This is a genomic window from Cupriavidus sp. 86D6, from assembly GCF_057815095.1.
Map to the genome: position 1 here is coordinate 109,232 of NZ_JBYPSB010000015.1, position 23,886 is coordinate 133,117.

A 23,886-nucleotide genomic window follows, 5' to 3' on the forward strand; every position below is an offset into this window, starting at 1 on the left:
CAAAATCAGACATTCGGTCCAACGTCGGCGGCGGACGTAATCACGATAGTGCTGGTTCGCGACACCAAGCCTCGCGGCAGGGGTAGAAGGACACCGGCGGACCGCTTTTTGGTTTACGCCAGCAACCGCTGACCAGGACTGCTTTACGGCAACAGCGAGTGATCGAGTCTGGTCAACAGGCCAAAATGAGATTTGGCCACAGCAAGCTGCCGTCGGACGGGGAGGCTCATATCAATAGACTTGGTTGGTTGGTCGGAACAAGATTTCGTTGATGTCCACGTCCTCCGGTTGACTCATCGCGAAGACAACGGCCCGGGCAAAGGCGTCCGGACCGATGGCGTTCGCGTAGGTCTTGGCCATCCCCGCTGCGATGTCCGGGTCGGTGATGGTCTGTGTCAGCTCCGTAGCTACGGCGCCGGGCGAAAGGACGGTGGTGCGGATGTTGTACGGCTTGACCTCCTGCCGCAGACCCTCGGAGATGACTCTTACGGCGTGCTTGGTCGCCGCGTAGACAGTGCCGCCGGGACCGACCTTGTGGCCGGCCACCGATGACACGTTGATGATGTGCCCCACCTTCTGCTCCTTCATCACTGGTAGTGCCGCGGCAATGCCGTATAGGACACCCTTGATGTTGACGTCGACCATCCGCTCCCATTCGTCCACTTGCAGCCGCTCAAACATCGAGCTGGGCATGATCCCCGCGTTGTTCAAGAGCACGTCGAGTCGGCCATGCAGGCTGGTCGCGCGCTCGACCAGCTTCTGTACCTGGCTGCGGTCTGTGACGTCCGTCTTCAGGACCGCGTCCGTCCCGATTCCAAGCTCGGCCGCCAGCGCTTCCAGTCGGTTGACGCGTCGCGCGCCGAGGACAACCTTGGCGCCCGCTGCGACAAGGATCCGCGCGGTTGCCTCGCCGAGACCCGAGCTTGCGCCAGTGATGACGACCACCTTGTTCTCGATTCCAATCATGATTTGCTTCCTGATCTAGTAGTGAAAGATGGCCCGATGCTGTAACTGGTTGAATCAGCGGGCAGGTGTAGTTCGTGCAGCCATGCAGAGAGCGACGCCTGCTCCGACCACAGCGGCACCGGCGCTAACGAGGAAAACGCTAGGCAGGCCGGCGTGGCCGCCTACGACGCCGAGGAGCGGGCTGCCGACTCCCAGGGTGAGATCAAGGCACGCGGTGTAGCTACCCATAGCTAAGCCCTTGCTATCTGGTGGCGCCTTGCGGACGACCTCTGTGCCGAACGCCGGGTAGACGAGCGAGTAGCCGAGGCCCGTGAGGGCAGCGCCGAGGAGCGCGACAGTGGCCGAAGGCGCCCTCCAGAGCAGCAGTTGGCCAGCGCCTTCGACGAGGATGCTCACCATGGCCACCTTGGGGCCCCCCAACTTGTCCGGCAGATGGCCGAACAGCGCACGCATCAGAATGAGGGCCACGGCGAATGCCGTGAAGGCCTGCCAGCCGGCGCCCCAGCCGTTGCGCATGTAGAGAAGCGACACGAACGCGGTGATAGCTCCGAAGCCAAGGCTGCTTGCGGCAAGCCCAACTCCCGGCAGAAGGATGGACGTCAGCACCCGCGAGGCGGAGGCGCTTTTCGCCTGTCTGGCGGGAACCGCTGGCTTGCGCCTTAGCATGCCGAGTGTGACCATCGGCATCACCAACGTTGCTGCGGCTACCCCGAAGAAGCCAAAGTTTGCGTAGAGCACGTTGCCCATCGGTGCGCCGACCGCGAATGCCGCGAACATAGCCGAGCCAACCCAAGCGATGACCTTGCCGGTATGGTTCGCTCCTGCCAGGCCGAAGCCCCAGCCGAGAGCGCCGGTGATGATGAAGCTCTCGGCTGCTCCTAGCAGCGCACGCCCCGCCAGCAGGACGCCAACCGAGATCACCGGCGTGTCTCTGAGGGCGAGGGATAGCAGGTACAGGCCGCCTGAGGCAGTGGCGCCGATGAGCCCTATGGCGACAGCGCGCTTGGGCCCACGGGAATCAGAGAACTTGCCTGCGACGACGCGGGACAGCAGCGAAGCAACAAACTGGCTGCCTGCGACCAGACCGACGACGAACGAGTTCATGCCCAGTCCGTTGTGCACGTGCAGGGGAAGCACTGGCATCGCGAAACCAACGATGAGAAATCCGATAAAGACGACGGTGATGACGGGCCCGACGACCGAGAAGAACGATGGGTCCTCGGTGGGCGGATGAGTGGTTTGTAGAAGCGGCATGGCGAACTTATTGACTGGGAAGCCTGAAATTTAGGCTTTGCCCATTACCGTGACTAGGTGCGAGAATTCGCTTAGACTTATCGATTGGAGCCAAGAATGCCGCGCGAGAACCTTCACGACATCCTGGCGTTTATCGCCGTTGCGCGGGAGCGCAGCTTCACGCGGGCGGCAGCCCAGCTTCGCATCTCACAGTCGACGCTCAGCCATACGGTCAAATCGTTGGAAGCCCGAATGGGCGTACGTCTGCTGACTCGGACGACGCGCAGCGTTTCACCCACCGAAGCCGGCGAGCGGCTGCTTCGAAACCTATCTCCGCACTTCGAAGAGATTGAAGCCGAATTGGCCGCGTTGAGCGACCTACGCGACAGCCCCGCTGGCACCATCCGCATCACTGCCACCGACTATGCGGCCAACACCATCGTTTGGCCGAAGCTGGCCAAGATGCTCGTGCAATACCCCGACATTCACGTGGAGGTCTCAATTGACTATGGCCTTCGAGACATCGTTGCTGACCGCTACGACATCGGCGTGCGCTTTGGAGACCAGGTCGCAAAGGACATGATTGCCGTGCGTATCAGTCCCGACCGGCAGATGGCCGTAGTGGGCTCGCCGGCGTACCTCAAGCGGCATGCTCCGCCGAAGACACCCCAGGACTTGGTCACCCACGAGTGCATCAACATGCGGCTGCCGACGCATGGAAGTCTGCTGACGTGGGAGCTCAGGCGCGACAGCGAGACTATCCAGGCGAAGGTGGAGGGGCAAGTTGTCGTGAGTAACACCTACCAGGCGCTCGAGACCGCCGCGCTCGGACTTGGTCTGGCCTATGTACCTGACGACCTCGCGCTACCACTGGTGCAGCAAGGGAAGCTGCGCCGCGTCCTCGAAGACTGGTGTCCGACCTACCCCGGGCATCACGCCTACTACCCGAGCCGCCGTCAGAGCTCGCGTGCGCTGCAGCTTGTCATTGACGCGCTCCGTCAGAAGGAATGAAGGCACGGCGCGTCCCGAGGGTGGCGGATATTTATCGAAGTAGGCCATAAGTGAAAGCGACAGAATCATCTTTCTCAATGAACGCCCGAGGATTACGATTTCTCCAACGCAAGTAAGGAGACTGTCCATGCCCCACGTTGTCATCAAGATGTTTCCCGGCCCCAGTGAGGACAAGAAGCGGGACTTGGCCGACCGCATCACCCAGGCGCTCATCGATAGCATCGGCACGGCCAACGAATCCGTGTCGGTTGCGATCGAGGAAGTGTCGTCGTCTCGCTGGATGGCTGATGTCTACCGACCAGAAATCGAACCTAATTTCGGCCAGCTTTACAAGCGGCCTGGCTACAAGCCCTTCTGACGATGGATCAGGTCTTCGTCATCGGCGCGACGGGCGGCACGGGTAGCCTCGTTGTGCAGATGCTGCGGGAGGCAGGCAAGAGCGTCGTCGCGCTGGTTCGCCGCCAGGAGCAAGCTGCCGAGCTCGCGTCCTCCGGCGTGAAGGCGGTCATCGGCGACCTGGCGCGCTTGTCGCCAGCCGAGCTTGCAGAACTCGTGCGCGGGTGCGGTGTCGTTATCTTCGCAGCAGGTGCCAGCGAGCGGGGGAAAGACGTTGCGACGGCTGTAGACGGCCGGGGCGTCCAGAAAGCCCTCGCAGCCTGCGAGGCCTCCGGCACCAGGCGCTTTCTCCATGTTTCAGCCTTCCCCGATGCTCAACGAGGGCGCGGGATGTCAGGCGAGTTCGAGCATTACATGGCCGTTAAACGGGCCGCAGACGTGGCCATCGCCGGAAGCAGCCTAGACTGGGTAATCGTTCGCCCCGGCTCTCTGACCGACGGGCCGAACGGACCCGTGCGGCTGGGGCAGGCTGTCCCCTATGGCTCGGTTAGCCGCGCGTCTGTCGCTGAGGTGCTGGTTGCCCTAGTCGACTCGTCCCTACGGGGCGTTGTCCTCGAGGTCACGGACGGCACGCGTTCCGTAAGAGCTTCGCTCAGCGCGCTCTCTCGTTCCATTTCGGCCTGACGGTCGCACTCCTTCGGAGAACTCAATGTTCAAAATTCATTTCGCCGCTGCGTGCCTATTGGCGGCCGCTCATGTCTTCGCCGCCGATGCTCCGTCTACAGGTCAGCAGGTTTCGGCCATCGGCGTATCGGGCTCGTCTGCCGGCCCCGCTGCCTACTTCACCGGTCAGGTCCGAATCGAGCCTGTTTTTCCAGCGACCGGCAACATCAACGCATCAGGGGGAAGGGTGACTTTCTCGCCGGGCGCTCGCTCAGCGTGGCATACCCACCCCACTGGCCAGTACCTCATCGTCACGGAAGGCGTTGGCCTCACGCAGGAGTGGAACCAGCCAATTCATGAGCTCCATGTCGGAGACGTCGTGTGGTGTCCGCCAGGAGTCAAGCACTGGCACGGAGCCGCTCCGAAATCGTCGATGACACATATTGCCGTCACAGGTGTGGTCGATGGCAAGAACGTCACCTGGATGGAGAAGGTCAGCGATGAGCAGTACCACGGCCACTGAGCTGCCGGACGCCCTTCGCAGGCATCTTTTGATTGCTGCAGCGGCGTTGGCGGCATCTCCAGCGTTTTCCAAAACCGACTTCAATGACCTTCAAATGTCCGCGCTGACAGTTACCCATCTCACCATCGGCCCTATCGCAGGCAGCGCAGCGGTGGGCGACATCGCTCGACTGAACATCGCCCTGCGCATGGGACTGGACGCTGGACTGTCCATCAGCGAGGTCAAGGAGATTCTTGTCCAACTCTACGCGTATGCAGGCTTCCCGCGCGCGCTCAATGCGCTAGCCGAGCTCAGGAAGGTAGTCGAGGACCGACAAGCCAAGGGCATCAAGGACGCTCCAGGTCGCGAGCCCGGCGAGGTGCCGACTGGCAAGGAGCTCCTGGAGGTTGGCACCGCGAACCAAACCAAGCTGTCGGGGGCGCCCGTGCGCGGGCCGCTCTTCGACTTCGCGCCGGCCATCGACTACTTCCTGAAGACGCACTTGTTCGGCGACATCTTCGCGCGAGACAACCTGGATTGGCAGAGCCGCGAGCTTGCGACCGTCGCCATCCTTTCCGCACTGTCGGGCGTCGAGTCTCAGTTGCTGGCTCACATACGCATCAGCATCAACGTAGGCCTCACCTCGGACCAACTCAAGCAGTTTGGCCACGAGCTCGCTGCGCGGGGCGACGGCCAAGCAGGTCAGCGCTTAGCGTCCGCGCTAGAAAAGCACCTGGCAGGCAGCTAGCAGCAGTGACTGAGCTCACTGCGAGACATGAACCGTTAACGCATTCAAGGAACCAACCATGGATCTCAAGCGAGCCGGCTCCCAGCCCTCCATGAAGGCCCCGGCCGAATACTTCACGGGCACCGTTCGTATCGACCCCCTGAACGCACCGCCGGCTCCGGCGCGTGTCTCCTGCTCCAGTGTCACCTTCGAGCCCGGTGCTCGCAGCAACTGGCACACCCATCCTCTGGGCCAGACCCTCATCGTCACCGCAGGTTGCGGGTGGACGCAATGCGAGGGCGAGCCCATCGCCGAAATCCGCGCTGGCGACGTTATCTGGTGCCCGCCGAATCACAAACATTGGCACGGTGCTTCGGCTACAACTTCGATGACGCACATCGCCATCCAGGAGGCGCTCGACGGCAAGAACGTCATCTGGATGGAGCGAGTGACGGACAAGGAGTACTACGTGGGCCCCCAGAAATCTTCACCAAGGGAGCATTGCCCCTGAAGTCGGTACGCGCCGCCGCAATATTCACGACCAGGGCGCCTATTCCGGTCGGGGATGGCAGGATCATATGAATCTTGCGCCGCAAAGAGGTCCGATGTTTCAATGCCATGGGCATTGTGTGCAATCTAGACGAGCGTGTCGAGCGTCGCCTTCTTGCCGAGAAGCGCCGGTCGTAGCAATTACCAAGAGGGGTGACGATACGGAACTCCCGTTGGATCGATCCATCGTCTTGACGCTTGCCAAGCCCTCGCTGCGCAGTATCTCGGCCTAGGGGACTGACTGCCACTGGTGACAGTCGGGGCGAGAGCATGAGTTGCGTGCGCCTGCTCCCGTCAATCCCCGTTCACCTTCTATTCGATAGTCACTTTACCTTCCTTCACCAAGGTAGCAAACTTCACCGTCTCGTCGCCAATGCGCTTGGCAAACGCCTCGGGAGTGCTCGACATTGGCTCTGCGCCCGCAGCAATCATCCGTTGCTGGAAGTCCGGCGACCCTACGATCTTGACGATCTCCGCGTTCAGTCGATTGACTATCGGCTTCGAAGTCGCCGCGGGGGCGAGGACACCGAACCAGGTACCTATATCGAAGCCCTTGAGACCGGCTTCCTCCATAGTTGGAACGTCAGGCAAGGAAGTCGACCGTTTAGCCGTGGTGACTGCCAGCGCCTTGAGCTTGCCAGCCTTGATATGCGGCAGCACCGTGGTCAGGGTGTCGAACGACATCGTGACCTGTCCGCCCAGCAGGTCGGTGGTCAGCGGGCCGCTGCCCTTGTAGGGCACGTGCAGCAACCGGGTGCCCGTGGCCGCCTGGAACTGCGTGCCGATCAGGTGCTGCGCGGTGCCGTTGCCGTTCGAGCCGTACGACAGCTCGGGCGACGCCTTCTTCGCCAGCGTCACCAGATCGCCCACATTCTTCGCGGGCGTCTTCGCACTGTTGATGACCAGCACGTTGGGCACCATGGCCAGCGTCGACACCGGTGCCAGGTCCTTCTGGAAGCTGTACGGCAGCTTGCGATACACCGAGGTAGCAATCGTGTGATGCACCGCACCCATCAGCAACGTGTAGCCATCGGGTTTGGCCTTGGCCACGTAGTCGGCGCCCACCGTGGCGCCCGCCCCGGGTCGGTTCTCGACGATCACCGGCTGGCCGAGGTTCCTCGACAGCTGGTCGCCCAGCGCGCGGGCCAGGATATCGGTGGTGCCGCCCGACGGGAAGGGCACCACCAGACTGATCGGCTTGGCAGGCCATTCCTGCGCCATGGCCATCGACGCACTGCCCAGCCCGATGGCGCACAGCGACAGGCCGAAGACCCGGCGCATCGTCCGAAGGTTGAAGTTGCACATGGTTGTCTCCTCTTCTTGTAGTGGTTGGGAAAGCGCGGATATCAGATCGATACGGAAATCGCCTGGCGGCCCGCGAACGTGGCCGCGCAGCCCAGCTCGGCTTCGATGTAGAGCAGGCGGTTGTACTTGGCCACGCGGTCGGAGCGCGACAGCGAGCCGGTCTTGATCTGCGTGGCGGCGGTGCAGACGCTGAGATCGGCGATGGTGGTGTCTTCGGTCTCGCCCGAGCGATGTGAGACCACCGACGCATAGCCGGCGCGATGAGCCATGTCGATGGCGGCCAGCGTTTCGGTCAGCGTGCCGATCTGGTTCGGCTTGATCAGGATCGCGTTGGCGACGCCGCAGTTGATGCCTTCCTTGAGGATCGCCGTGTTCGTGACGAAGAGGTCGTCACCCACCAGTTGCACCTGCTTGCCCAGGCGCCCGGTCAGCAGCTTCCAGCCTGCCCAGTCGCCTTCGGCCATGCCGTCCTCGATGGTGACGATCGGATACTGCGAGACCCAGCCGGCCAGCAGGTCGACAAAGCCGGCCGCGTCATACCGGCGGTTTTCCGACTGCAGCACGTAGCTGCCGTCGCGGTAGAACTCCGAACTTGCCACGTCCAGGCCCAGCGCAATATCGCGCCCGGCGTAGAAGCCGGCAGCGTCGATGGCCTGCATGATGACTTCGAGCGCCTGCTCGTTCGACTTCAGGTCCGGCGCAAAGCCGCCTTCGTCGCCTACGGCCGTGGAGTACCCGCGCTGCCTGAGCAGCGACTTGAGCGTGTGGAACACCTCGGCGCCCCAGCGCACGGCCTCCGAGAACGACGGCGCGCCCACCGGCAGGATCATGAATTCCTGCATGTCCAGGCTGTTGTCTGCGTGCGCGCCGCCATTGATGATGTTCATCATCGGCATGGGCAGGCGCAGGTCCTGGCTACCCGTGCCGATGGCCCGGTACAGCGGCACGCCCGCCGATGCGGCGGCCGCCCGCGCCGTGGCAAGCGACACGGCCAGCAGCGCGTTGGCGCCCAGGCGCGATTTGTCGGCGGTGCCATCGAGCCGGATCAGGCACTGGTCGATCTCGGCCTGGTCGGCGGCGGGCATGCCGGCCAGCGTGCGGGCGATATCGACATTGATATGGCCCACGGCGCGGCGCACGCCCTTGCCGGCGTAGCGATGGGGATCGCCATCGCGCAGCTCGATGGCCTCGCGCGAGCCGGTGGAGGCGCCCGATGGCGCAGCCGCGAACCCTTCGCTGCCATCGGCCAGCAGCACCTGCGCCGCCACGGTGGGATTGCCGCGCGAATCGAGCACCTCGTAGCCGCGCACTTCCTGTATCACTGACATGGGATTGGCCTCGTTGCCTGGTTGCCGTTACTGCACCTGCGCGATGCGCAGCAGATTGGTGGTGCCGGCGACCGTGAACGGCAGGCCGGCGGAGATCACGATGGACTGGCCGCGCTCGCCAAAGCGCTCCTTGAGCACGGTGCGGCTGGCCAGCTCGGTCATTTCCAGCACGTCGACCACCTCATGGCACAGCACGGCATGGACACCCCAGGCCAGCGCCAGGCGGCGCGCGGTTGCCACGCGCGGGGTCATGCCGAGGATCGGCACTTCAGGCCGCTCGCGTGCCGTGCGCAGCGCGGAATAGCCCGAACTTGTGTAGGCCACCGTGGCCGGCACCTTGAGCAGCCCGGCCACATGGCGCACCGCGTAGCCGATGGCGTCGGCCGCTTCGGCGCGCGGTGGCGTGTGCGATGCCTGGATGGCATCGTGATAGAGCGGGTCGGACTCGGTGCGCGTGATGATGCTGTCCATCATCTTCACGGCCTCCACCGGATAGCGGCCCGATGCCGATTCGGCGGAAAGCATCACGGCGTCGGCGCCGTCGTAGACGGCCGTGGCAACGTCCGAGGCCTCGGCGCGCGTCGGCACCGGCGCGGCGATCATCGATTCCAGCATCTGCGTGGCGACGATCACAGGCTTGCCCGCCTTGCGGCATGCGCGCACGATCTGTTTTTGCAGCGACGGCACCTGTTCGGCGGGCATCTCCACGCCCAGATCGCCGCGCGCCACCATCACGGCATCGGCCTCGGCAACGATGGCGTCCAGGCTCTGGATGGCAGCGGGTTTTTCGAGCTTGGCGACGATGCCGGCGCGGCCCTGCACGATAGCCTTGATCTCCTGGATGTCCTCGGCGCGCTGCACGAACGACAGCGCAATCCAGTCCACCCCGAGGGTCAGCCCAAAATGGAGATCGCGGCGATCTTTCTCGGTCATTGCCGATAGCGGCAGCACCACGCCGGGCACATTGACCCCCTTGCGGTCGGACAGCGCGCCGCCGTTGATAACCGTGGTCTCCGCAAACTCGGCGCTGCACCGATCTACGCGCAGCCGGATCTTGCCATCGTCGAGCAGCAGTTCCGCACCTTCGCGCAGGGCCGCGAAAATCTCGGGGTGCGGCAGGCTGACGCGAGCGGCCGATCCCGGCGTGTCGCGGTCCAGGTCGAGCCGGAACGATGCCTGTGCCGCCAGCTGGACGGGGCCGTCGGCAAACGTGCCGATGCGCAGCTTGGGGCCTTGCAGATCCAGCAGCACGCCGATGGGGCGGCCGCGCTGCTGTTCGATGGCGCGGATCGTGTCCAGCCGCTGCTGGTGGTCGTCGTGACTGCCGTGGCTGAAGTTCAGGCGGAAGACATCGGCGCCGGCTTCGAACAGGGAGTCGATGATCTCGGGCGACGTGCTGGCGGGACCCAGCGTGGCCACGATCTTCGCGTTGCGAAGGCGTCTCATGAGTTGCTCCATCAGGGCGCGATCAGGATCGCGCGGAAATCGTTGACGTTGGTAAGGGTGGGGCCGGTGATGACGGCGTCGCCCAGTGCTGCGAAGAAACCGTGCCCGTCGTTATTGGCGAGCGCGTCCTGCGGCCGGGTGCCAAGGGCCCATGCGCGCCGCAGCGTGTCAGGGGTGATGACGGCGCCGGCAATCTCTTCTTGGCCGTCGACGCCATCGGTATCGCCGGCCAGCGCATGGATGCCGGCGTGGCCGCGCAGCGTCATGGCAAGGGCCAGCAGGAACTCGACATTGCGGCCGCCGCGCCCGTTGCCGCGTACGGTGACCGTGGTCTCGCCACCTGACAGCAACACGCAAGGCGGGGGAAACAGCCTGTGGTCGGCCGCTTCGAGCGCGATGCCGCCAAGCACCAGGCCCACGTCGCGCGCCTCGCCTTCGATGGCGTCGCCAAGCAGATGCACGGCGAGCCCGGCTTCGCGCGCCACCGCCGCGGCGGCTTCCAGCGCCATGCGCGGCGTGGCGATCAGCGTGGTGTCGATGCGCGGCAGGCGGGGGTCGCCGGGTTTGATGGCTTCGGCGGCCTCGGAATCCAGTACGCGCAGGACATGTGCCGGCACATCCAGGCCATAGCGGCGGATGATCTCCAGCGCATCCTGTCGCGTGGTGGGATCGGCCACCGTCGGGCCCGAGGCAATGTCGATGGGATCGTCGCCCGGCACATCGGACAGCAGCAGGTTGCAAACGCGCGCGGGATGGCACGCGGCTGCGAGCCTGCCGCCCTTGATGGCCGAAAGGTGGCGGCGCACGCAGTTCATCTCGGTGATGGTGGCACCGGATTTCAGCAGCGCGCGATTCACGGCCTGCTTGTCTTCGAGAGACACCCCGGCCAGCGGCAGCGGCAGCAGCGACGATCCGCCGCCCGAGATGAGGCAGACAACGAGGTCATCCTCGGTCAGTCCGGAGACCAGTTCCAGCATGCGGCGGGCGGCCTCGTGCCCGGCGGTATCCGGAACCGGATGCGCGGCCTCGACGATCTCGATGTGCAGGCACGGCGCCGCGTATCCGTAGCGCGTGACCACCAGCCCTTCGAGTCGCCCTGTCCAGGCGGCTTCGAAGGCCTGGGCCATCGCCGCGGATGCCTTGCCCGCACCGATCACGATGGTGCGCCCCCTCGGTGGTTCGGGCAGATAGCGGGCCAGCGTGAGCGACGGTTGCGCGGCGGCGATGGCGGCATCGAACATGCGGCGCAGCAGCGCACGGGCCTGTGAGGTTTCCATGGCGATGTCGTCCTGTCAGTGCATCAGGCCGGCGTGGGCATCGGCGGCGCGGGTCAGGTGCGTGCCGATCGATGGTGCGGACGCCGGTGCGGAAGCCGGCGCCGGATCGGCCAGCACTTCGGGGTCGTCCTGCAGTTTGCCGTCGAGCGCGTCTTCGAGCCGCTGCTGGTCGATGGCGCCGACCCAGCGCGCAATTGCCAGCGTGCCCACGGCGTTGCCGATCGTGTTGGTGATGGCGCGGGCCTCGGACATGAAGCGGTCGACACCCAGCAGCAGCACCATGCCGGCCACAGGAATCTTGCCCATCGACGCCAGCGTGGCGGCCAGCGTGATGAAGCCGGAGCCGGTCACGCCAGCCGACCCCTTCGAGGTCAGCAACAGCACGCCCAGTACCACGATCTGGTCGGTCAGCGTCAGCGGGGTGTTGGTGGCCTGGGCGATAAAGATGGCTGCCATCGTGTAGTAGATGCACTGGCCGTCGGGGTTGAACGTGAGGCCGGACGGCACCACCAGGCCCACCACCGGCTTTGACACGCCCGCGTTCTCGAGCTTGCGCATCAGCTGCGGCACCACCGATTCCGAAGAGCTGGTGCCAAGCACCGTGAACAGTTCGTCGCGGATATAGCGCAGGAATTTCCAGAGGCTGAAGCCCGCCATGCGCGCCACGCCGCCAAGCACGATGACCACGAACAACAGGCACGTGAGGTACATGGTGCCCATCAGCTTGCCCAGCGACACCACCGAGCCCAGGCCGTACTTGCCAACCGTGAAGGCCATGGCCCCGAAGGCCGCCAGAGGGGCCAGGCGCATGATCATGCCGACCACCGAGAAGATGCCGTGCGTAAACGAGTCGAGGAAGTCGACCACGGGCCGGGCACGTGGCCCGATATGCGATAGCGCGATGCCGAACAGCGTGGCGAAGACCAGGATCTGGAGGATGTCGTTGCGGGCCAGCGCATCGATCACGCTGGTGGGTACCATGTTCATCAGGAAATCGATGAAGGAGTGGGGTTTCTCCGCAGCTTGGGTGTAGGTGGCGATGGCCTTGGCGTCGAGGTGCGCGGGGTCGACGTTCATGCCCGCACCGGGCTGCACCACGTTCACGACGATCAGGCCAAGGGCCAGGGCGAACGTGGACAGTACTTCGAAATAGAGCAGGGCGCGCACGCCGACGCGGCCCAGTTCCTTCATGTTCTCCATGCGCGCGATGCCCAGCACCACGGTGGCGAAGATGATCGGCGCGAAGACCATCTTGATGAGCTTGATGAACACGTCGCCGAATGGCTTGAGGCTGCTGCCGAAGTCCGGGTAGAACACGCCGAGCGCAATGCCGGCCGATACGCCGAGCAATACCTGCACATACAGCTTGCCCAATAGCCTTTGAATCATGGCTGTCTCCTGCTGATTCGAGGTGATTCGCCTGCAGTCGGGGCTCTGGTGGCCGTTGGCTGGGACTGCAAGGTTTGGGGGCGTCGGGTCCCCTCTCCCGCCCGCGGGAGAGAGGTTGGGGGAGAGGGCAAGCCTCTCTGGACGCTACGGTGGCTATCGAGGGGCCACACCCTTTCCCCCGGCCCCTCTCCCGCAATCGGGAGAGGGGAGTCGGACAATCAGGCGGCCTTGGCCTGCTTGTTGTCGGCCAGGAAGTCGCACACGGCCTTGGTGACGTCGACGGTCTTTGCCTTGCCGCCCAGGTCGCCCGTGTGCAGGGCCGGGTTGGCCGTCACGGCTTCGATGGCGGCCATCACGCGCTGGGCAGCTTCGTTTTCGCCGAGGTGCTCCAGCAGCATGACGACCGACCAGAAGGTGCCCACCGGGTTGGCGAGGCCCTTGCCCATGATGTCGAAGGCGGAACCGTGGATCGGTTCGAACATCGACGGGTAGCGGCGTTCCGGGTCGATGTTGCCGGTCGGGGCGATGCCCAGGCTGCCGGCCAGTGCGGCGGCCAGGTCGCTCAGGATGTCGGCGTGCAGGTTGGTGGCGACGATGGTGTCCAGCGTCTTCGGCCGGTTCACCATGCGCGCGGTGGCGGCATCGACCAGTTCCTTGTCCCACCTGACATCGGGGAAGTCCTTCGCCACCTGCACGGCCACCTCATCCCACATCACCATGGCATGGCGCTGGGCGTTGGACTTGGTAATGACGGTCAGGAGCTTGCGCGGCCGCGACTGTGCAAGCTCGAAGGCAAAGCGCAGGATGCGCTCCACGCCTACGCGGGTCATCATCGACACATCGGTGGCGGCCTCGATCGGATGTCCCTGGTGCACGCGGCCGCCCACGCCCGAGTATTCGCCTTCGGAGTTCTCGCGAACGATCACCCAGTTCAGGTCTTCGGGCGCGCAGCGCTTGAGCGGGCCATCGATGCCGGGCAGGATGCGCGTCGGGCGCACATTGGCGTACTGGTCGAAGCCCTGGCAGATCTTCAGGCGCAGGCCCCAGAGCGTGATGTGGTCGGGAATCTGGTTGTCGCCGGCCGAGCCGAACAGGATCGCGTCCTTGTCGCGCAGCGCGTCGAGGCCGTTGGCGGGCATCATCACGCCGTGCTGGCGGTAGTAGTCGCCGCCCCAGTCGAAGTTCTCGAACTCGAAGCGGAAACCGGCGCCAGTGGCTGCCAGGGCTTCCATGACTTCGCGGCCTGCCGGTACCACTTCCTTGCCGATGCCGTCGCCCGGGATGGTTGCGATCTTGTAGGTCTTCATCTTGCGTCTCCTGTCTGGTCTGGGAATCTGCTTCGCCGCTGCGTTGAGCGTTGGACGGATTCTGGACGGTGGACGAAGTTTTGGATCGGCACTAAAGTTAAACCATTCTTAACTTTCAGGTTAAAGGTGAGGGATGGCCTCCAATAGCGCGATCCAGCCGGCGGAACTGGGTTTCTTTACGGCCCTGGCCACGGCGGGCAGTCTTAGCGCGGCGGCGCGGGATCTGGGCATCACCACGGCGGCGGTCAGCAAGCGGCTGGGGCAGATGGAAACCCGCATCGGCACGCCGCTGGTCACGCGCACCACACGGCGCATGAGCCTGACCCCCGAAGGCGAGGTCCTGCTGGAACACGCACGCCGCATCCTGGGCGAACTGGACGATTTGGAACAGCTGCTGACCAGCGCCCGGGGCCGGCCCAGCGGCCTCCTGCGCGTGAATGCGACGCTGGGCTTCGGCCGCATGCACGTGGCGCCGGTGATCTCCGAGTACAGCCGCATGTACCCGGACGTGGATGTCCAGCTGCAGCTGTCGGCCGATCCGCCGCCGCTGACCGAGGATGCCTTCGATGTCTGCGTGCGTTTCGGCGAGCCGCCCGATGCGCGCATCGTGGCACGGCTGCTGGCGCCGAACCGCCGGCTGCTGTGTGCGTCGCCACGCTATCTGCGCGAGCACGGCACGCCGCAGACACCGGGCGATCTGCCGCGCCACAACTGCATCGGCATCCGGCAGGGCAGCGACGCCTACGGGGTATGGCGGCTGGCGCCGGTCAAGGGGGCGAAGGTGCGCACCGAATCGGTCCACGTACGGGGCAACCTGACGACCAACGACGGCGAGATCGCCGTGAACTGGGCGCTGGAAGGGCACGGCATCGTGCTGCGCGCCGAATGGGATGTCGACCGATACCTGCGCAGCGGCCGGCTGGTACAGGTGCTGCCCCAGTTTGCGACGCCCGAGGCCAATATCTACGCGGTGTACCAGCAGCGGCACCAACTGTCGTCGCGCATCCGGCTGTTCGTGGATTTTCTTGCGGAAAGATTCGCAGCCTTTGGCCGGTAGCGAATCAATGTCCTAGGGGTTGCCGAAAGATCATCAGCCCGCCAGTTGTCGTCCGCGCATGCCTTGGGATCATTCGGCCTGGATATTGGCCTCCTTGACTACTTTGCCCCACTTCGCGAGGTCCGACCTGATGACGGCGGCGTACTCCTGCGGGGTGCCACCCTGGATTTCGATGCCAGCCGTCTCCAGCTTGGCGCGCACTTCCGGCAGCTTCAGCGCGGCGTTGATCTCGGCATTGAGCCTGGCCACGATGTCCTTGGGCGTGCCGGCCGGGGCCAGGAACCCGCCATTGGTGCTGGCGTCGTAGCCCTTCAGGCCCTGTTCGTCGGCGGTTGGTACGTTTGGCAGCGCCTTCGAGCGTTTGCGGGTGGATACGGCCAGCGCGCGAACGTTGCCGGACTTCACCTGTTCCTGGATGGCGCTGATGGTGTCGATATAGAGCGCCGTGCGGCCGGCAATCAGGTCGGGGTGGGCTGCGGAGGAGCCCTTGTACGGCACCAGCAGCACCGGCGCGCCACTGACCATGCGGAACATCTCGGCGGCCATTTCCTGCGCGCTGCCGCGGCCCGAGGTGGCCACCTTGGCTTCGGTCGGATTGGCCTTCATCCACGTCACCAGTTCGGGCACCGTCTTCACGGGCAGCTTGGGATAAGCCGCGAACACCAGCGGAATTTCGTGCGTGTACACGATGGGCTCGAAGCTCTTTTCGGGGTCCCAGCCCAGGTTCTTGAACAGGAATTTGTTGATGTTATGGCTGCCGCCGACGATGCCGATCGTATAGCCGTCGGGCTTGGCGTTGGCCAGCACGGCCGTGCCGAGGTTGTTCGAGGCGCCCGGGCGGTTCTCGACGATAAACGGCTGGCCGAGCTTGACCGACAGCTTTTCGCCAACCACGCGCGCAATCAGGTCGATGCCGCCGCCGGCCGGCGCCGGGACGATGATCGTGACCGGACGGGTCGGATAATTCTGAGCCGAGGCGGCCCCCGGTGCCGCCAGCAACGCGGCGCTGCCAGCCAGGGTGCCGGCCAGGGCGATGAGCTTTCGTGTAGTGAATCGCATGGGGTCTCCTTTGGGAAATTGGTCAACTTGAGTCAACTCTGGGTGGTGCCACCGGGGATGCGAGGCCCCGGGGGCGCGGTCGGGTGTCAGCCGCGGCCGACGAACGGCATGGCGCTGGCCATGACCGTCATGTTCAATACGTTGGCGTCCAGCGGCAGCGATGCCATGTGCCGCACGGCATTGGCCACGTGGCGCGCGTCCATCATCGGCTCCGGTGCGGTGGTGCCATCGGCCTGCAGCACGCCCCGCGTCATGCGTTCGGACAGTTCGGTCAGGGCATTGCCGATGTCGATCTGGCCCGCCGCGATGTTGAAGGCACGGCCATCGAGCGCCAGCGCCTTGGTCAGGCCGCTGACTGCGTGCTTGCTGGCCGTGTAGGGTGCGGTGAACGGGCGCGGCGTTTGCGACGACACCGAGCCGTTGTTGATGATCCGCCCGCCCTGGGGGGACTGCCGGCGCATCAGGCCGAAGGCGGCCCGCGCGCACAGGAACACGCCGGTCACGTTGGTGTTCACCACGTTGAACCACCTGTCCAATGGCAGTTCGTCCATCGGTACGGCCGGCGCGTTGACGCCGGCGTTGTTGAATATCAGGTCGATGCGGCCGAACGCCTGCTCGATGGTGTCGAACAGCGCCTGCACGCTGGCGGGGTCGGTGACATCGGTCGGGACAGCCAGCGCCGTCTGGCCGCGCGCGGCGGCATCGGCCGCCAGTGTTTGCAGCGGGTCGGCACGGCGGCCGGCCAGCACGACAGTCCAGCCATCGTCCAGCAGGGCCAGCGCGGTCAGCCGGCCGACGCCGCTGCCGGCGCCGGTGACTAGCGCGATTCGTCGGGAAGGGTGCATTACGGTCTCCAAATGCGTTATGCGAGGTCTTGTCCGTTCTTGTTCGTCCGGGCAGGCAGCCGCCGCCGGCGCTACGTGTCAGGGCACGCAGCCGCCGCAGGCGCTACGTGACCGTCAGCGAGATATGGCCGATGCCCGCCACGCTGGCGTCGACGACATCGCCGCGCTGCAGCGGGCCGACGCCAGCGGGCGTGCCAGTGAAGATCAGGTCGCCGGCGCGCAGCGTTACCGAGCGCGACAACATGGCAATCAGGTCTGCCACGGGCCAGATCAGGTCGGCCAGCGTGGCGCGCTGGCGCTGCGCGCCGTTGATCGCCAGCCGGATCTCGGCATCGCGCGGATGACCGACCGTGGCAGCCGGAACGATCGGACTGCACGGTGCCGAATGGTCGAAGGCCTTTGCCGGCTCCCAGGGGCCTCCGGCACGCTTGGCCTGCTGCTGCAGATCGCGGCGCGTCATGTCGAGGCCGACGGCATAGCCCCAGATATGCGATTCGGCGTGCGCGGGGTCGATATCGCGCCCATCGCGGCCGATGGCCACCACCAGCTCCACTTCATGGCAGAAATCGTCGGTGCCGGGCGGGTAGGGCAGCGTGCCGGTCGCGGGCGCCACGGCGGTGAACGGCTTCATGAACCAGGCGGGCATGTCGGCCGGGGCCAGCTCGTTCGCGGTCCAGCGGTAGTTGCGCCCGATGCAGAACACCCGGCCGACCGGGAAATGCGCATTGCTATTGGCCACGGCCAGGGCGCAGGGCGCCGGTGCGGGCAGGACGAATTCCATCTTCGCGCTCCAGTTGGGATCCGTCGGGCCGTGTCAGGTGGTCAGGCTCGCGGCGGGGCGCTTGCCCGCCAGGCCGTCGGCCACGCTGTCGAGCACCATGCGGATCATCGCGGCGCGAGTTTCCCATGTGGCGCTGGCGCGGTGGGCCTGCAGCGTGGTGCGGTCGGACCGGCGCAGCGCCAGTGGCACGCGCGGTTCGTCCACGAAGACATCCAGGCCCGCGCCCGCAATGCGGCCGGACTCGATCGCCTGCGCCAGGTCGTCTTCATTGACCAGACGCCCCCGGGCCACGTTGACCAGGAAGCCGCGCGGCCCCAGCGCGTCGAGCACGGCGGCATTGACGATGCCTTCGGCCCTGTCGGCCGCGGCGCACAGCACCAGGGCGTCGCTGTGGCGTGCCAGATCGACCAGGTCGGGGACGAATTCGTGCGGCAGATCGTCCATGGCGCGCAGGTCCGTGTAGCGGATCGGGCAGCCGAACGCCGCGGCCCGCGTGGCTACCGCACGGCCTACGCGGCCCATGCCGACGATGCCCACCCGCATGCCGCTGAAGCGGCGTGCCAGCGGGATGGCCGACGGCTGCGGAAAGCGTTCCCATTGGCCATCGCGGACAAAGCGGTCGCCTGCGGCGATGTTGCGGCAGGCGGCAATCAGCAGGCCGATCGCCAGGTCGGCCACGTCCTCGGTCAGGGCGCCGATCGTGGCGGTGACGGGCAGCTTGCGCGCACGGCAATAGGCCAGATCGACCGCGTCGGTGCCCACGCCGTTGACGGCCACTACCTTCAGGCCCGGCAGGCGTTCCAGCATGGCGCGCGAAATGCCGGTGTGACCGCCCGTGATGACAGCCTCGATCGACGCGCCGTGCTGCGCGACCCAGGCGTCCTGGTCGTCGATCTCGAACAGCTTGTGTACCTGGTACAGCGAAGCCAGTTCGTCATTGGCGGCGGGAATCAGGATGGGATTCAGTTGCAGGATCTGAGGCTTCATGAGCGGTCGGTTGTCGGCTGGAATGTGGAACTCATGGTAGTTAAATGTTGATTCAGTACGCAATATTGATATATAAAATCAACATAAATAAGATGCCGCGCGGCGTGCAGGAGTGCAATGGGAGCCTGGATATCGATGGACGAAGCGTGCTCGCGCCTTGGCGTGCGGCCGCAGACGGTCTATGCGTACGTGAGCCGGGGCAAGATCGAGGTGACGTCGGACCCGGCGGATACCCGCCGCAGCCTGTATCGGGCCGAGGATGTGGCGACGCTGGCCAGGCGCAAGCAGGCCGGCCGCAAGCACGAGACGCTGGCCACCAACACGCTGTTTGGTGCCGAGCCCAGCATCCCCACGTCGATCTCGACGTTCGTGCGCGAGCGGCTCTACTTCCGAGGGCGCGACGCCGTGGAGCTGGCCGACACAGCCACGCTGGAAGACGCGGCGCGCTTGCTGTGGGATTCGGCGCAGGCGGTGGATCTGTCGTCGTCCGTGCGGATCGACAAGCCGGGGCGTGTGGCGGCGTTCATGGCATTGGCCGAACTGGCGGCCACCGGCCATTCCACACATGGCCGCATGACGCGCGTGCTGCATGGGGAAGGTCAGGCGTTGGTGGGACTGCTGGCCAACGCATTCGGCGCGCAGCCGGGGCAGGCACCGCTGCACGAACGCTTCGCGCAGGGCTGGGGGCAGGGGCCGAACGTGGCGGAATTGCTACGCGTGGCCATGGTGCTACTGGTCGATCACGAACTGACCAGTTCGGCATTTGCCGCGCGCATCGCGGCGTCGAACGGCGCGTCGCTGCCAGCCTGCCTGCTCTCGGGGCTGTCCACGCTGTCGGGGCCGCTGCACGGCGACGCCTCGGGGCGCGTCAAGGCGCTATTCAGAGAAGTCGAGCGGCAGGGCGAAGACCAAGTCATCACGCAGTACCTGTCTACCGGCCAGCCGCTGCCAGGCTTCGGTCACCATCTCTACCCCGACGGCGACCCGCGTGCCGTGGCGCTGCTGAGCCGGTTCGCACCGCCGCCGGGTATTGGCCGGTTTATCGAACAGGCGACGCGGCTCACGGGATTGCAGCCCAATATCGATGTGGCGCTGGCGGCACTGGTGACCCATTGCGCACTGCGCGACGACGCCGCGTTCGCCATGTTTGCCACGGCACGCAGCATTGGGCTCCTGGCGCACAGCCTGGAGCAGCTGGGGGTTGGCCAGGTCATTCGCCCGAGGGGCCGCTATGTCGGTGCGATGCCTGATAAGTGAGGCGGACGTGCTTTAAACCGCCCCTCTTCGAATTTCCTTGGGGCGGTTTATAGGCTCGAGCGCTTCTTAATGAGGCATGGCGAACGTGTGTCCCTCAAGCGCAGCAACTGCCGGCAGGATCGAAGCACTGATTCTGCAGGAGAGCATGTTGGTGGCTGAGCGAGAGCGCCTAAATCTTGAGCTTGCCGGCATGGCTGGATCGAGGCCAAGGCGCGGGCGCTGTCGGATTGCGCAATGGAAACTGCTTGCGAAAGGACTGGGCATCGATGGCGTGATTGCGTTGTCCACCGAAGCAACGACGGGCCGCTGTCAATGTTGAACCGACTCCCAAATATCTGCGCAGCGCCTTGGGTGAACGGCTGAATTCGCAGCCGAAACGAGACGCGCGAATCTCGTCAGATCTTTCACCGGCAAGATGTCGGTGCAGTTGGCGATGTGGCCAAGGAGGTTTGGTTCAGCGAGGTCCGGATCTCCGAATGCTACTTCATGGCAGCTTGGTAGCCTTCACATCGAAGGCGCGCGCTTCGACCACGCCTACTATCGCGACCGGCACATTGCTGTTGGTAAAAGCGAGGTTGGGCAGTGCCTCCGCCTCCTAGGCGCCAACCTCAGTCGAACTCCAGCATAACGTCGGCAATGCGCTGGCCAAAATGGAGAGCCGCCTGTTCCGCCGAATCACGCGTGAAATAGTCGCTTTCATCCTCGCCAGCGCCGTCATAGTGGGAATCGACCGATGGAACTACGCTGCGTCCGACGCCCACCAGATAGCCCCATTTCGGGCCGGGAAAGAAGCCTTTTGCAGAACTTTCTGTGAGCTGAAACGCTAACGCGTGGATATACAGGCCACGATGCGGAGCGGTGATCCAGCGTAGTCGTTCACTCATGGCGGCACTCCGTCGTCGTTTAGGCTCGGTTGGCTTCGATCCACGGTAGCAATGTATCAACTGATGACACGTCTTCGCATCATCCAAATGGTACGGTCCCATGATTGTAGGTTTTACCTTTTGACCACTGTCACGGGCCAGAGACTATATTTCTGCGAAATAGATAGATAGATCCAGATAATCAATTTATCGAGGAAATCAGCTGCGCCTACACTCTTCCACGCCGGCGTATGACTGGCCTTTGCCTGAATGCAATGAATACATGGAGGAGAGAATGCGACAGTACCGGAAGCTCCGGAGCGGCATGGCATGGCCCGTGCTCGCGTTGGCATGTACTGGATGGATGCATGCTTGTGGTGGCGATGATTCATCGTCGTCGGCGACGCAGCCACCGAGCACCACCGCGCCCCCCGCGAACATCGTGTTCTCGTGCGACACCACCTCCCTTGGCCAGGTGAAGCTGGACAGCGCATGGGTAACTGGTGCAGCGCTTGTCCCAGCCGGCAGCTTCACGCCTCCTGGCACCAGCGCCGTGCTGCCTGGAATGCCGGCCTTTTGCCGGATTCAAGGGAACGCGAATCCGACTTCAGACTCGCTTATCAAGTTCGAAGTATGGGTACCCACCGATGGCTCGTGGAACGGCAAGCTCGTGACAACTGGCAATGGGGGCTACAGCCCCGCGCTTAGCTACGGCGATATGGCCTATGCCATGCGCCAAGGTTACGCCGTCATCGGCGGTGACACGGGACACCAGTCGACGGACCCCAATGAAATGTTTTGGGGTGTCGGCCATCCCGAGAAGATTGCCGATTGGGGCACACGCTCGATTCATGCGATTACCGCGCCTGGGAAGATGTTGATTGCCTCCCTGCAATCGAAAGCGCCGTCACGTTCCTACTACTATGGCTGCTCCACGGGCGGCCACCAGGGCTACGCTGAAATCCAGCAGTATCCTCAGGATTTCGATGGCGTCATCGCTGGTGCACCGGGAAACAATCGCATCCGTCTTAATGTGGAGTTCATGCATCGGTTCCTGAGTAACCGTACGCCGGGCAACAACACGACGCTGATCCTACCGGCGTCAAAGATGGCGATGGTCACTAACGCGGCAGTGGCTGCGTGCGACAGCCTGGATGGTGTCACGGATGGCGCCATGGAAGATCCGCGCGCGTGCACGACTGCGCGGTTCAATGTCGACAGCCTGCTGTGTACCGGTGCGGACGGTCCGAACTGCCTTACCCAGCCGCAAATCGATGTGATCAAGAAGATCTACGCAGGTCCGAAAAATCCTCGTACCGGCGAGCAGCTTTATCCCGGACTGACGGTCGGGAGCGAATCGGGATGGTCGAGTTACTGGGGCGTATCTGAGCCCACCCGTGCAGATTTCTGGCGGCTTTGGGTTTTCGAAAACCCGCAGTGGAACTGGTGGACTTTCGACTACGACCGCGACGTGACCTACGCGGATGCGAAGGTCGGCAAACTGGTGGATCAGCGTAATTCCGATATCAGTGCATTCAAGGCGCGAGGCGGCAAGGCCATTGTCTACCAGGGCTGGGCAGACCCGGTGGTCAACCCGCAGGACACCATTGCCTACTACAACGCTGTTCAGACGCTGCAAGGCTCTCAGTCGGAAATGGATAGTTTCTTCCGTCTGTTCCTGGTGCCGACTATGGGCCACTGCGGCGGGGGTAGCGGCGCTACGGTTTTTGGCAACGCCGGGACGGCTCCACCCACAATGGATCCCACCCACGACGTGCTGAAGGCATTGGACAACTGGGTCGAGAAGGGCGTCGCGCCGGACGCCATCGTCGCATCGCGGGTGACGAGTGGCGCGGCCACCCGCACGCGGCCGCTGTGTCCGTTCCCGCGCAAGGCAATCTACAAGGGAAGTGGCAGTACAGACGATGCTGCTAACTTTACCTGTGGGTGATCGCGCAACATTGACCATGCTGTCAGTAATGTGAGGCCTGCGCGACTGGCCGGTTTGATTTGCGATGTCTGGGCGATCACAATGAAGTAGTACCATAGGGCATGATTCCGGACCCTTTTGGGTATTGGGCTACCAAGCCGTCGATGGCAGGAGCCTGCTGTAATCTAGGCGTCCGGATGCAATGTCTACGCCTTATCGCCGCGCATCTTGGTCATGGCGGCGGGCGCGCCGAGCAGGAACAAATCGACCTTTTGCCTAATGAGGGCATCCGTGTCCACCGGCACCTTCAGCCCATAGACCCATTTGCGTACGCCGATATAGAAGATGGCGGCGTGCAGGCTCCAGATCATTTCGATCTCGGCATCGGTTTCGGCGGCGGTGCGCGGCGCAGGGATGTCGAAGGACTCCCGGACTTCGGCCAATACCGGCAGGAATACCTTGGTTCGCAGCTTGCTGAGGTACTTGTTGTTGATGCCTTCGTGAGTCAGGCCGGCGAAGATAAAGAGCCGGATCCATTCCTCGCGCAGGATCACGGAAGAATAGTCCAAATAGAAGGCATACAGCCGCTCGGTCAGCGGCAGGGAGCGGTCCGTGATCTGGCGGTCCCAGTCAGGCCGCCATTGGAAGACCTCGTTGTAGACACGCTCGATCAGCGCGTCCTTGCTAGCGAAATACCGATAGAGCAGGGGCTGTGTGACGCCGATCTGCTTGGCGAGCTCACGTGTGCTGCCGCCGAAGCCATTCCGCGTGAAGTGTTCGATGGCCTTCTCGACAATCTGCTGCTCCCGCTGCTCAGGCAGCAGGCGCCGGGTGGATTTTGCGATGTCTTCGGTGGCGCTTCGTTCCATGGCTGTCTCTCTCGGGCCTACTGTTCGGGCAATGGCCCGATTCTACCAATCACCCGATCAATAAGAAAAGGCGACGCCCCAGCGCGCTGGCTGCCGCCTCGAAGTGAGGTCGGCAGCAAGCGTCAGTGGCCGGACCTGGCCGTGATACCGAGTTCGCAGTCCACGCGCTGGTTCTGGTAGGCGTTGCGTTCCCACGCGC

Annotated in this window: 23 protein-coding genes; 9 read left to right on the forward strand and 14 right to left on the reverse strand. The window is 64.3% G+C overall.

Annotated features, from left to right (window positions below):
* Nucleotides 1-231: 231 nt before the first annotated feature.
* Together AC3G88_RS24620 and AC3G88_RS24625 are read right to left on the reverse strand one after the other, a co-directional pair.
* Nucleotides 232-966 (reverse strand): SDR family oxidoreductase, encoded by a 735-nt coding sequence (locus tag AC3G88_RS24620; protein WP_488894073.1) that lies wholly within the window; start codon nt 964-966, stop codon nt 232-234.
* Nucleotides 967-1,020: 54 nt separating this feature from the next.
* Nucleotides 1,021-2,220 carry an arabinose transporter gene (locus AC3G88_RS24625; protein WP_488894074.1) on the reverse strand — a complete coding sequence of 400 codons (1,200 nt, stop codon included), beginning with the start codon at nt 2,218-2,220 and terminating at the stop codon, nt 1,021-1,023.
* A 96-nt stretch (nt 2,221-2,316) separates the two neighbouring features.
* Between AC3G88_RS24625 and AC3G88_RS24630 the strand changes: the two genes are divergently transcribed.
* From AC3G88_RS24630 to AC3G88_RS24655, 6 genes are all read left to right on the forward strand, one after another.
* Complete coding sequence (locus AC3G88_RS24630; RefSeq protein ID WP_488894075.1) at nt 2,317-3,210, forward strand: LysR family transcriptional regulator; 894 nt, start codon at nt 2,317-2,319, stop codon at nt 3,208-3,210.
* A 127-nt stretch (nt 3,211-3,337) separates the two neighbouring features.
* Nucleotides 3,338-3,568 carry a tautomerase family protein gene (locus AC3G88_RS24635; RefSeq protein WP_488894076.1) on the forward strand — a complete coding sequence of 77 codons (231 nt, stop codon included), beginning with the start codon at nt 3,338-3,340 and terminating at the stop codon, nt 3,566-3,568.
* A 2-nt stretch (nt 3,569-3,570) separates the two neighbouring features.
* Nucleotides 3,571-4,230: an SDR family oxidoreductase gene (locus AC3G88_RS24640; protein ID WP_488894077.1), complete on the forward strand. Its 660-nt coding sequence runs from the start codon at nt 3,571-3,573 to the stop codon at nt 4,228-4,230.
* 25 nt (nt 4,231-4,255) lie between these two features.
* Complete coding sequence (locus AC3G88_RS24645) at nt 4,256-4,732, forward strand: (R)-mandelonitrile lyase (protein ID WP_488894078.1); 477 nt, start codon at nt 4,256-4,258, stop codon at nt 4,730-4,732.
* Nucleotides 4,710-5,459, forward strand: coding sequence for a carboxymuconolactone decarboxylase family protein (locus tag AC3G88_RS24650; protein WP_488894079.1), 750 nt, complete (start codon nt 4,710-4,712; stop codon nt 5,457-5,459). The genes AC3G88_RS24645 and AC3G88_RS24650 overlap by 23 nt, the downstream gene beginning before the upstream one ends.
* 58 nt (nt 5,460-5,517) lie before the next feature.
* On the forward strand, nt 5,518-5,949 hold the full coding sequence (locus tag AC3G88_RS24655; RefSeq protein WP_488894080.1) for a (R)-mandelonitrile lyase: 432 nt from the start codon (nt 5,518-5,520) through the stop codon (nt 5,947-5,949).
* Nucleotides 5,950-6,299: 350 nt separating this feature from the next.
* On the opposite strand, the gene AC3G88_RS24660 is transcribed toward AC3G88_RS24655, so the two are convergent.
* The 6 genes from AC3G88_RS24660 to AC3G88_RS24685 all read right to left on the reverse strand — a co-directional run bounded on the left by AC3G88_RS24660 (nt 6,300) and on the right by AC3G88_RS24685 (nt 14,039).
* Nucleotides 6,300-7,292: a tripartite tricarboxylate transporter substrate binding protein gene (locus AC3G88_RS24660; RefSeq protein ID WP_488894081.1), complete on the reverse strand. Its 993-nt coding sequence runs from the start codon at nt 7,290-7,292 to the stop codon at nt 6,300-6,302.
* A 41-nt stretch (nt 7,293-7,333) separates the two neighbouring features.
* Entirely contained in the window at nt 7,334-8,620 is a 1,287-nt protein-coding gene (gene eno, locus AC3G88_RS24665) for a phosphopyruvate hydratase (protein WP_488894082.1), read from the reverse strand.
* A 27-nt stretch (nt 8,621-8,647) separates the two neighbouring features.
* Nucleotides 8,648-10,066 (reverse strand): pyruvate kinase, encoded by a 1,419-nt coding sequence (gene pyk / locus AC3G88_RS24670; RefSeq protein ID WP_488894083.1) that lies wholly within the window; start codon nt 10,064-10,066, stop codon nt 8,648-8,650.
* Nucleotides 10,067-10,077: 11 nt separating this feature from the next.
* Nucleotides 10,078-11,343, reverse strand: a complete 1,266-nt coding sequence (locus AC3G88_RS24675; protein ID WP_488894084.1) for a glycerate kinase type-2 family protein — start codon at nt 11,341-11,343, stop codon at nt 10,078-10,080.
* 15 nt (nt 11,344-11,358) lie between these two features.
* The gene (locus AC3G88_RS24680) at nt 11,359-12,732 is read right to left on the reverse strand and encodes a dicarboxylate/amino acid:cation symporter (protein ID WP_488894085.1); all 1,374 of its coding nucleotides are present in this window, start codon (nt 12,730-12,732) and stop codon (nt 11,359-11,361) included.
* A 218-nt stretch (nt 12,733-12,950) separates the two neighbouring features.
* Nucleotides 12,951-14,039, reverse strand: a complete 1,089-nt coding sequence (locus tag AC3G88_RS24685; protein WP_488894086.1) for a tartrate dehydrogenase — start codon at nt 14,037-14,039, stop codon at nt 12,951-12,953.
* Between the two features lie 133 nt (nt 14,040-14,172).
* Between AC3G88_RS24685 and AC3G88_RS24690 the strand changes: the two genes are divergently transcribed.
* Complete coding sequence (locus AC3G88_RS24690; RefSeq protein WP_488894087.1) at nt 14,173-15,096, forward strand: LysR family transcriptional regulator; 924 nt, start codon at nt 14,173-14,175, stop codon at nt 15,094-15,096.
* A 69-nt stretch (nt 15,097-15,165) separates the two neighbouring features.
* Here the strand turns inward: AC3G88_RS24690 and AC3G88_RS24695 are convergent, their stop codons facing one another.
* From AC3G88_RS24695 to AC3G88_RS24710, 4 genes are all read right to left on the reverse strand, one after another.
* Nucleotides 15,166-16,155: a Bug family tripartite tricarboxylate transporter substrate binding protein gene (locus AC3G88_RS24695; RefSeq protein WP_488894088.1), complete on the reverse strand. Its 990-nt coding sequence runs from the start codon at nt 16,153-16,155 to the stop codon at nt 15,166-15,168.
* 86 nt (nt 16,156-16,241) lie between these two features.
* A complete protein-coding gene (locus AC3G88_RS24700) occupies nt 16,242-17,000 on the reverse strand; it encodes an SDR family oxidoreductase (RefSeq protein WP_400395423.1) in 759 nt (252 codons plus the stop codon).
* A 103-nt stretch (nt 17,001-17,103) separates the two neighbouring features.
* The gene (locus AC3G88_RS24705; RefSeq protein ID WP_400395426.1) at nt 17,104-17,781 is read right to left on the reverse strand and encodes a fumarylacetoacetate hydrolase family protein; all 678 of its coding nucleotides are present in this window, start codon (nt 17,779-17,781) and stop codon (nt 17,104-17,106) included.
* Between the two features lie 33 nt (nt 17,782-17,814).
* Nucleotides 17,815-18,768 carry a 2-hydroxyacid dehydrogenase gene (locus AC3G88_RS24710; RefSeq protein ID WP_400395428.1) on the reverse strand — a complete coding sequence of 318 codons (954 nt, stop codon included), beginning with the start codon at nt 18,766-18,768 and terminating at the stop codon, nt 17,815-17,817.
* A 117-nt stretch (nt 18,769-18,885) separates the two neighbouring features.
* Between AC3G88_RS24710 and AC3G88_RS24715 the strand changes: the two genes are divergently transcribed.
* Nucleotides 18,886-20,025 carry a citrate synthase gene (locus AC3G88_RS24715; RefSeq protein WP_488894089.1) on the forward strand — a complete coding sequence of 380 codons (1,140 nt, stop codon included), beginning with the start codon at nt 18,886-18,888 and terminating at the stop codon, nt 20,023-20,025.
* 608 nt (nt 20,026-20,633) lie between these two features.
* On the opposite strand, the gene AC3G88_RS24720 is transcribed toward AC3G88_RS24715, so the two are convergent.
* Entirely contained in the window at nt 20,634-20,909 is a 276-nt protein-coding gene (locus AC3G88_RS24720) for a hypothetical protein (protein ID WP_488894090.1), read from the reverse strand.
* A gap of 304 nt (nt 20,910-21,213) precedes the next feature.
* Here AC3G88_RS24720 and AC3G88_RS24725 point away from each other — a divergent pair, with 304 nt between their 5' ends.
* Nucleotides 21,214-22,839, forward strand: coding sequence for a tannase/feruloyl esterase family alpha/beta hydrolase (locus AC3G88_RS24725; RefSeq protein ID WP_488894091.1), 1,626 nt, complete (start codon nt 21,214-21,216; stop codon nt 22,837-22,839).
* Between the two features lie 185 nt (nt 22,840-23,024).
* Here AC3G88_RS24725 and AC3G88_RS24730 read toward each other — a convergent pair whose 3' ends face one another.
* On the reverse strand, nt 23,025-23,687 hold the full coding sequence (locus tag AC3G88_RS24730; RefSeq protein ID WP_488894092.1) for a TetR/AcrR family transcriptional regulator: 663 nt from the start codon (nt 23,685-23,687) through the stop codon (nt 23,025-23,027).
* Between the last annotated feature and the right edge of the window lie 199 nt (nt 23,688-23,886).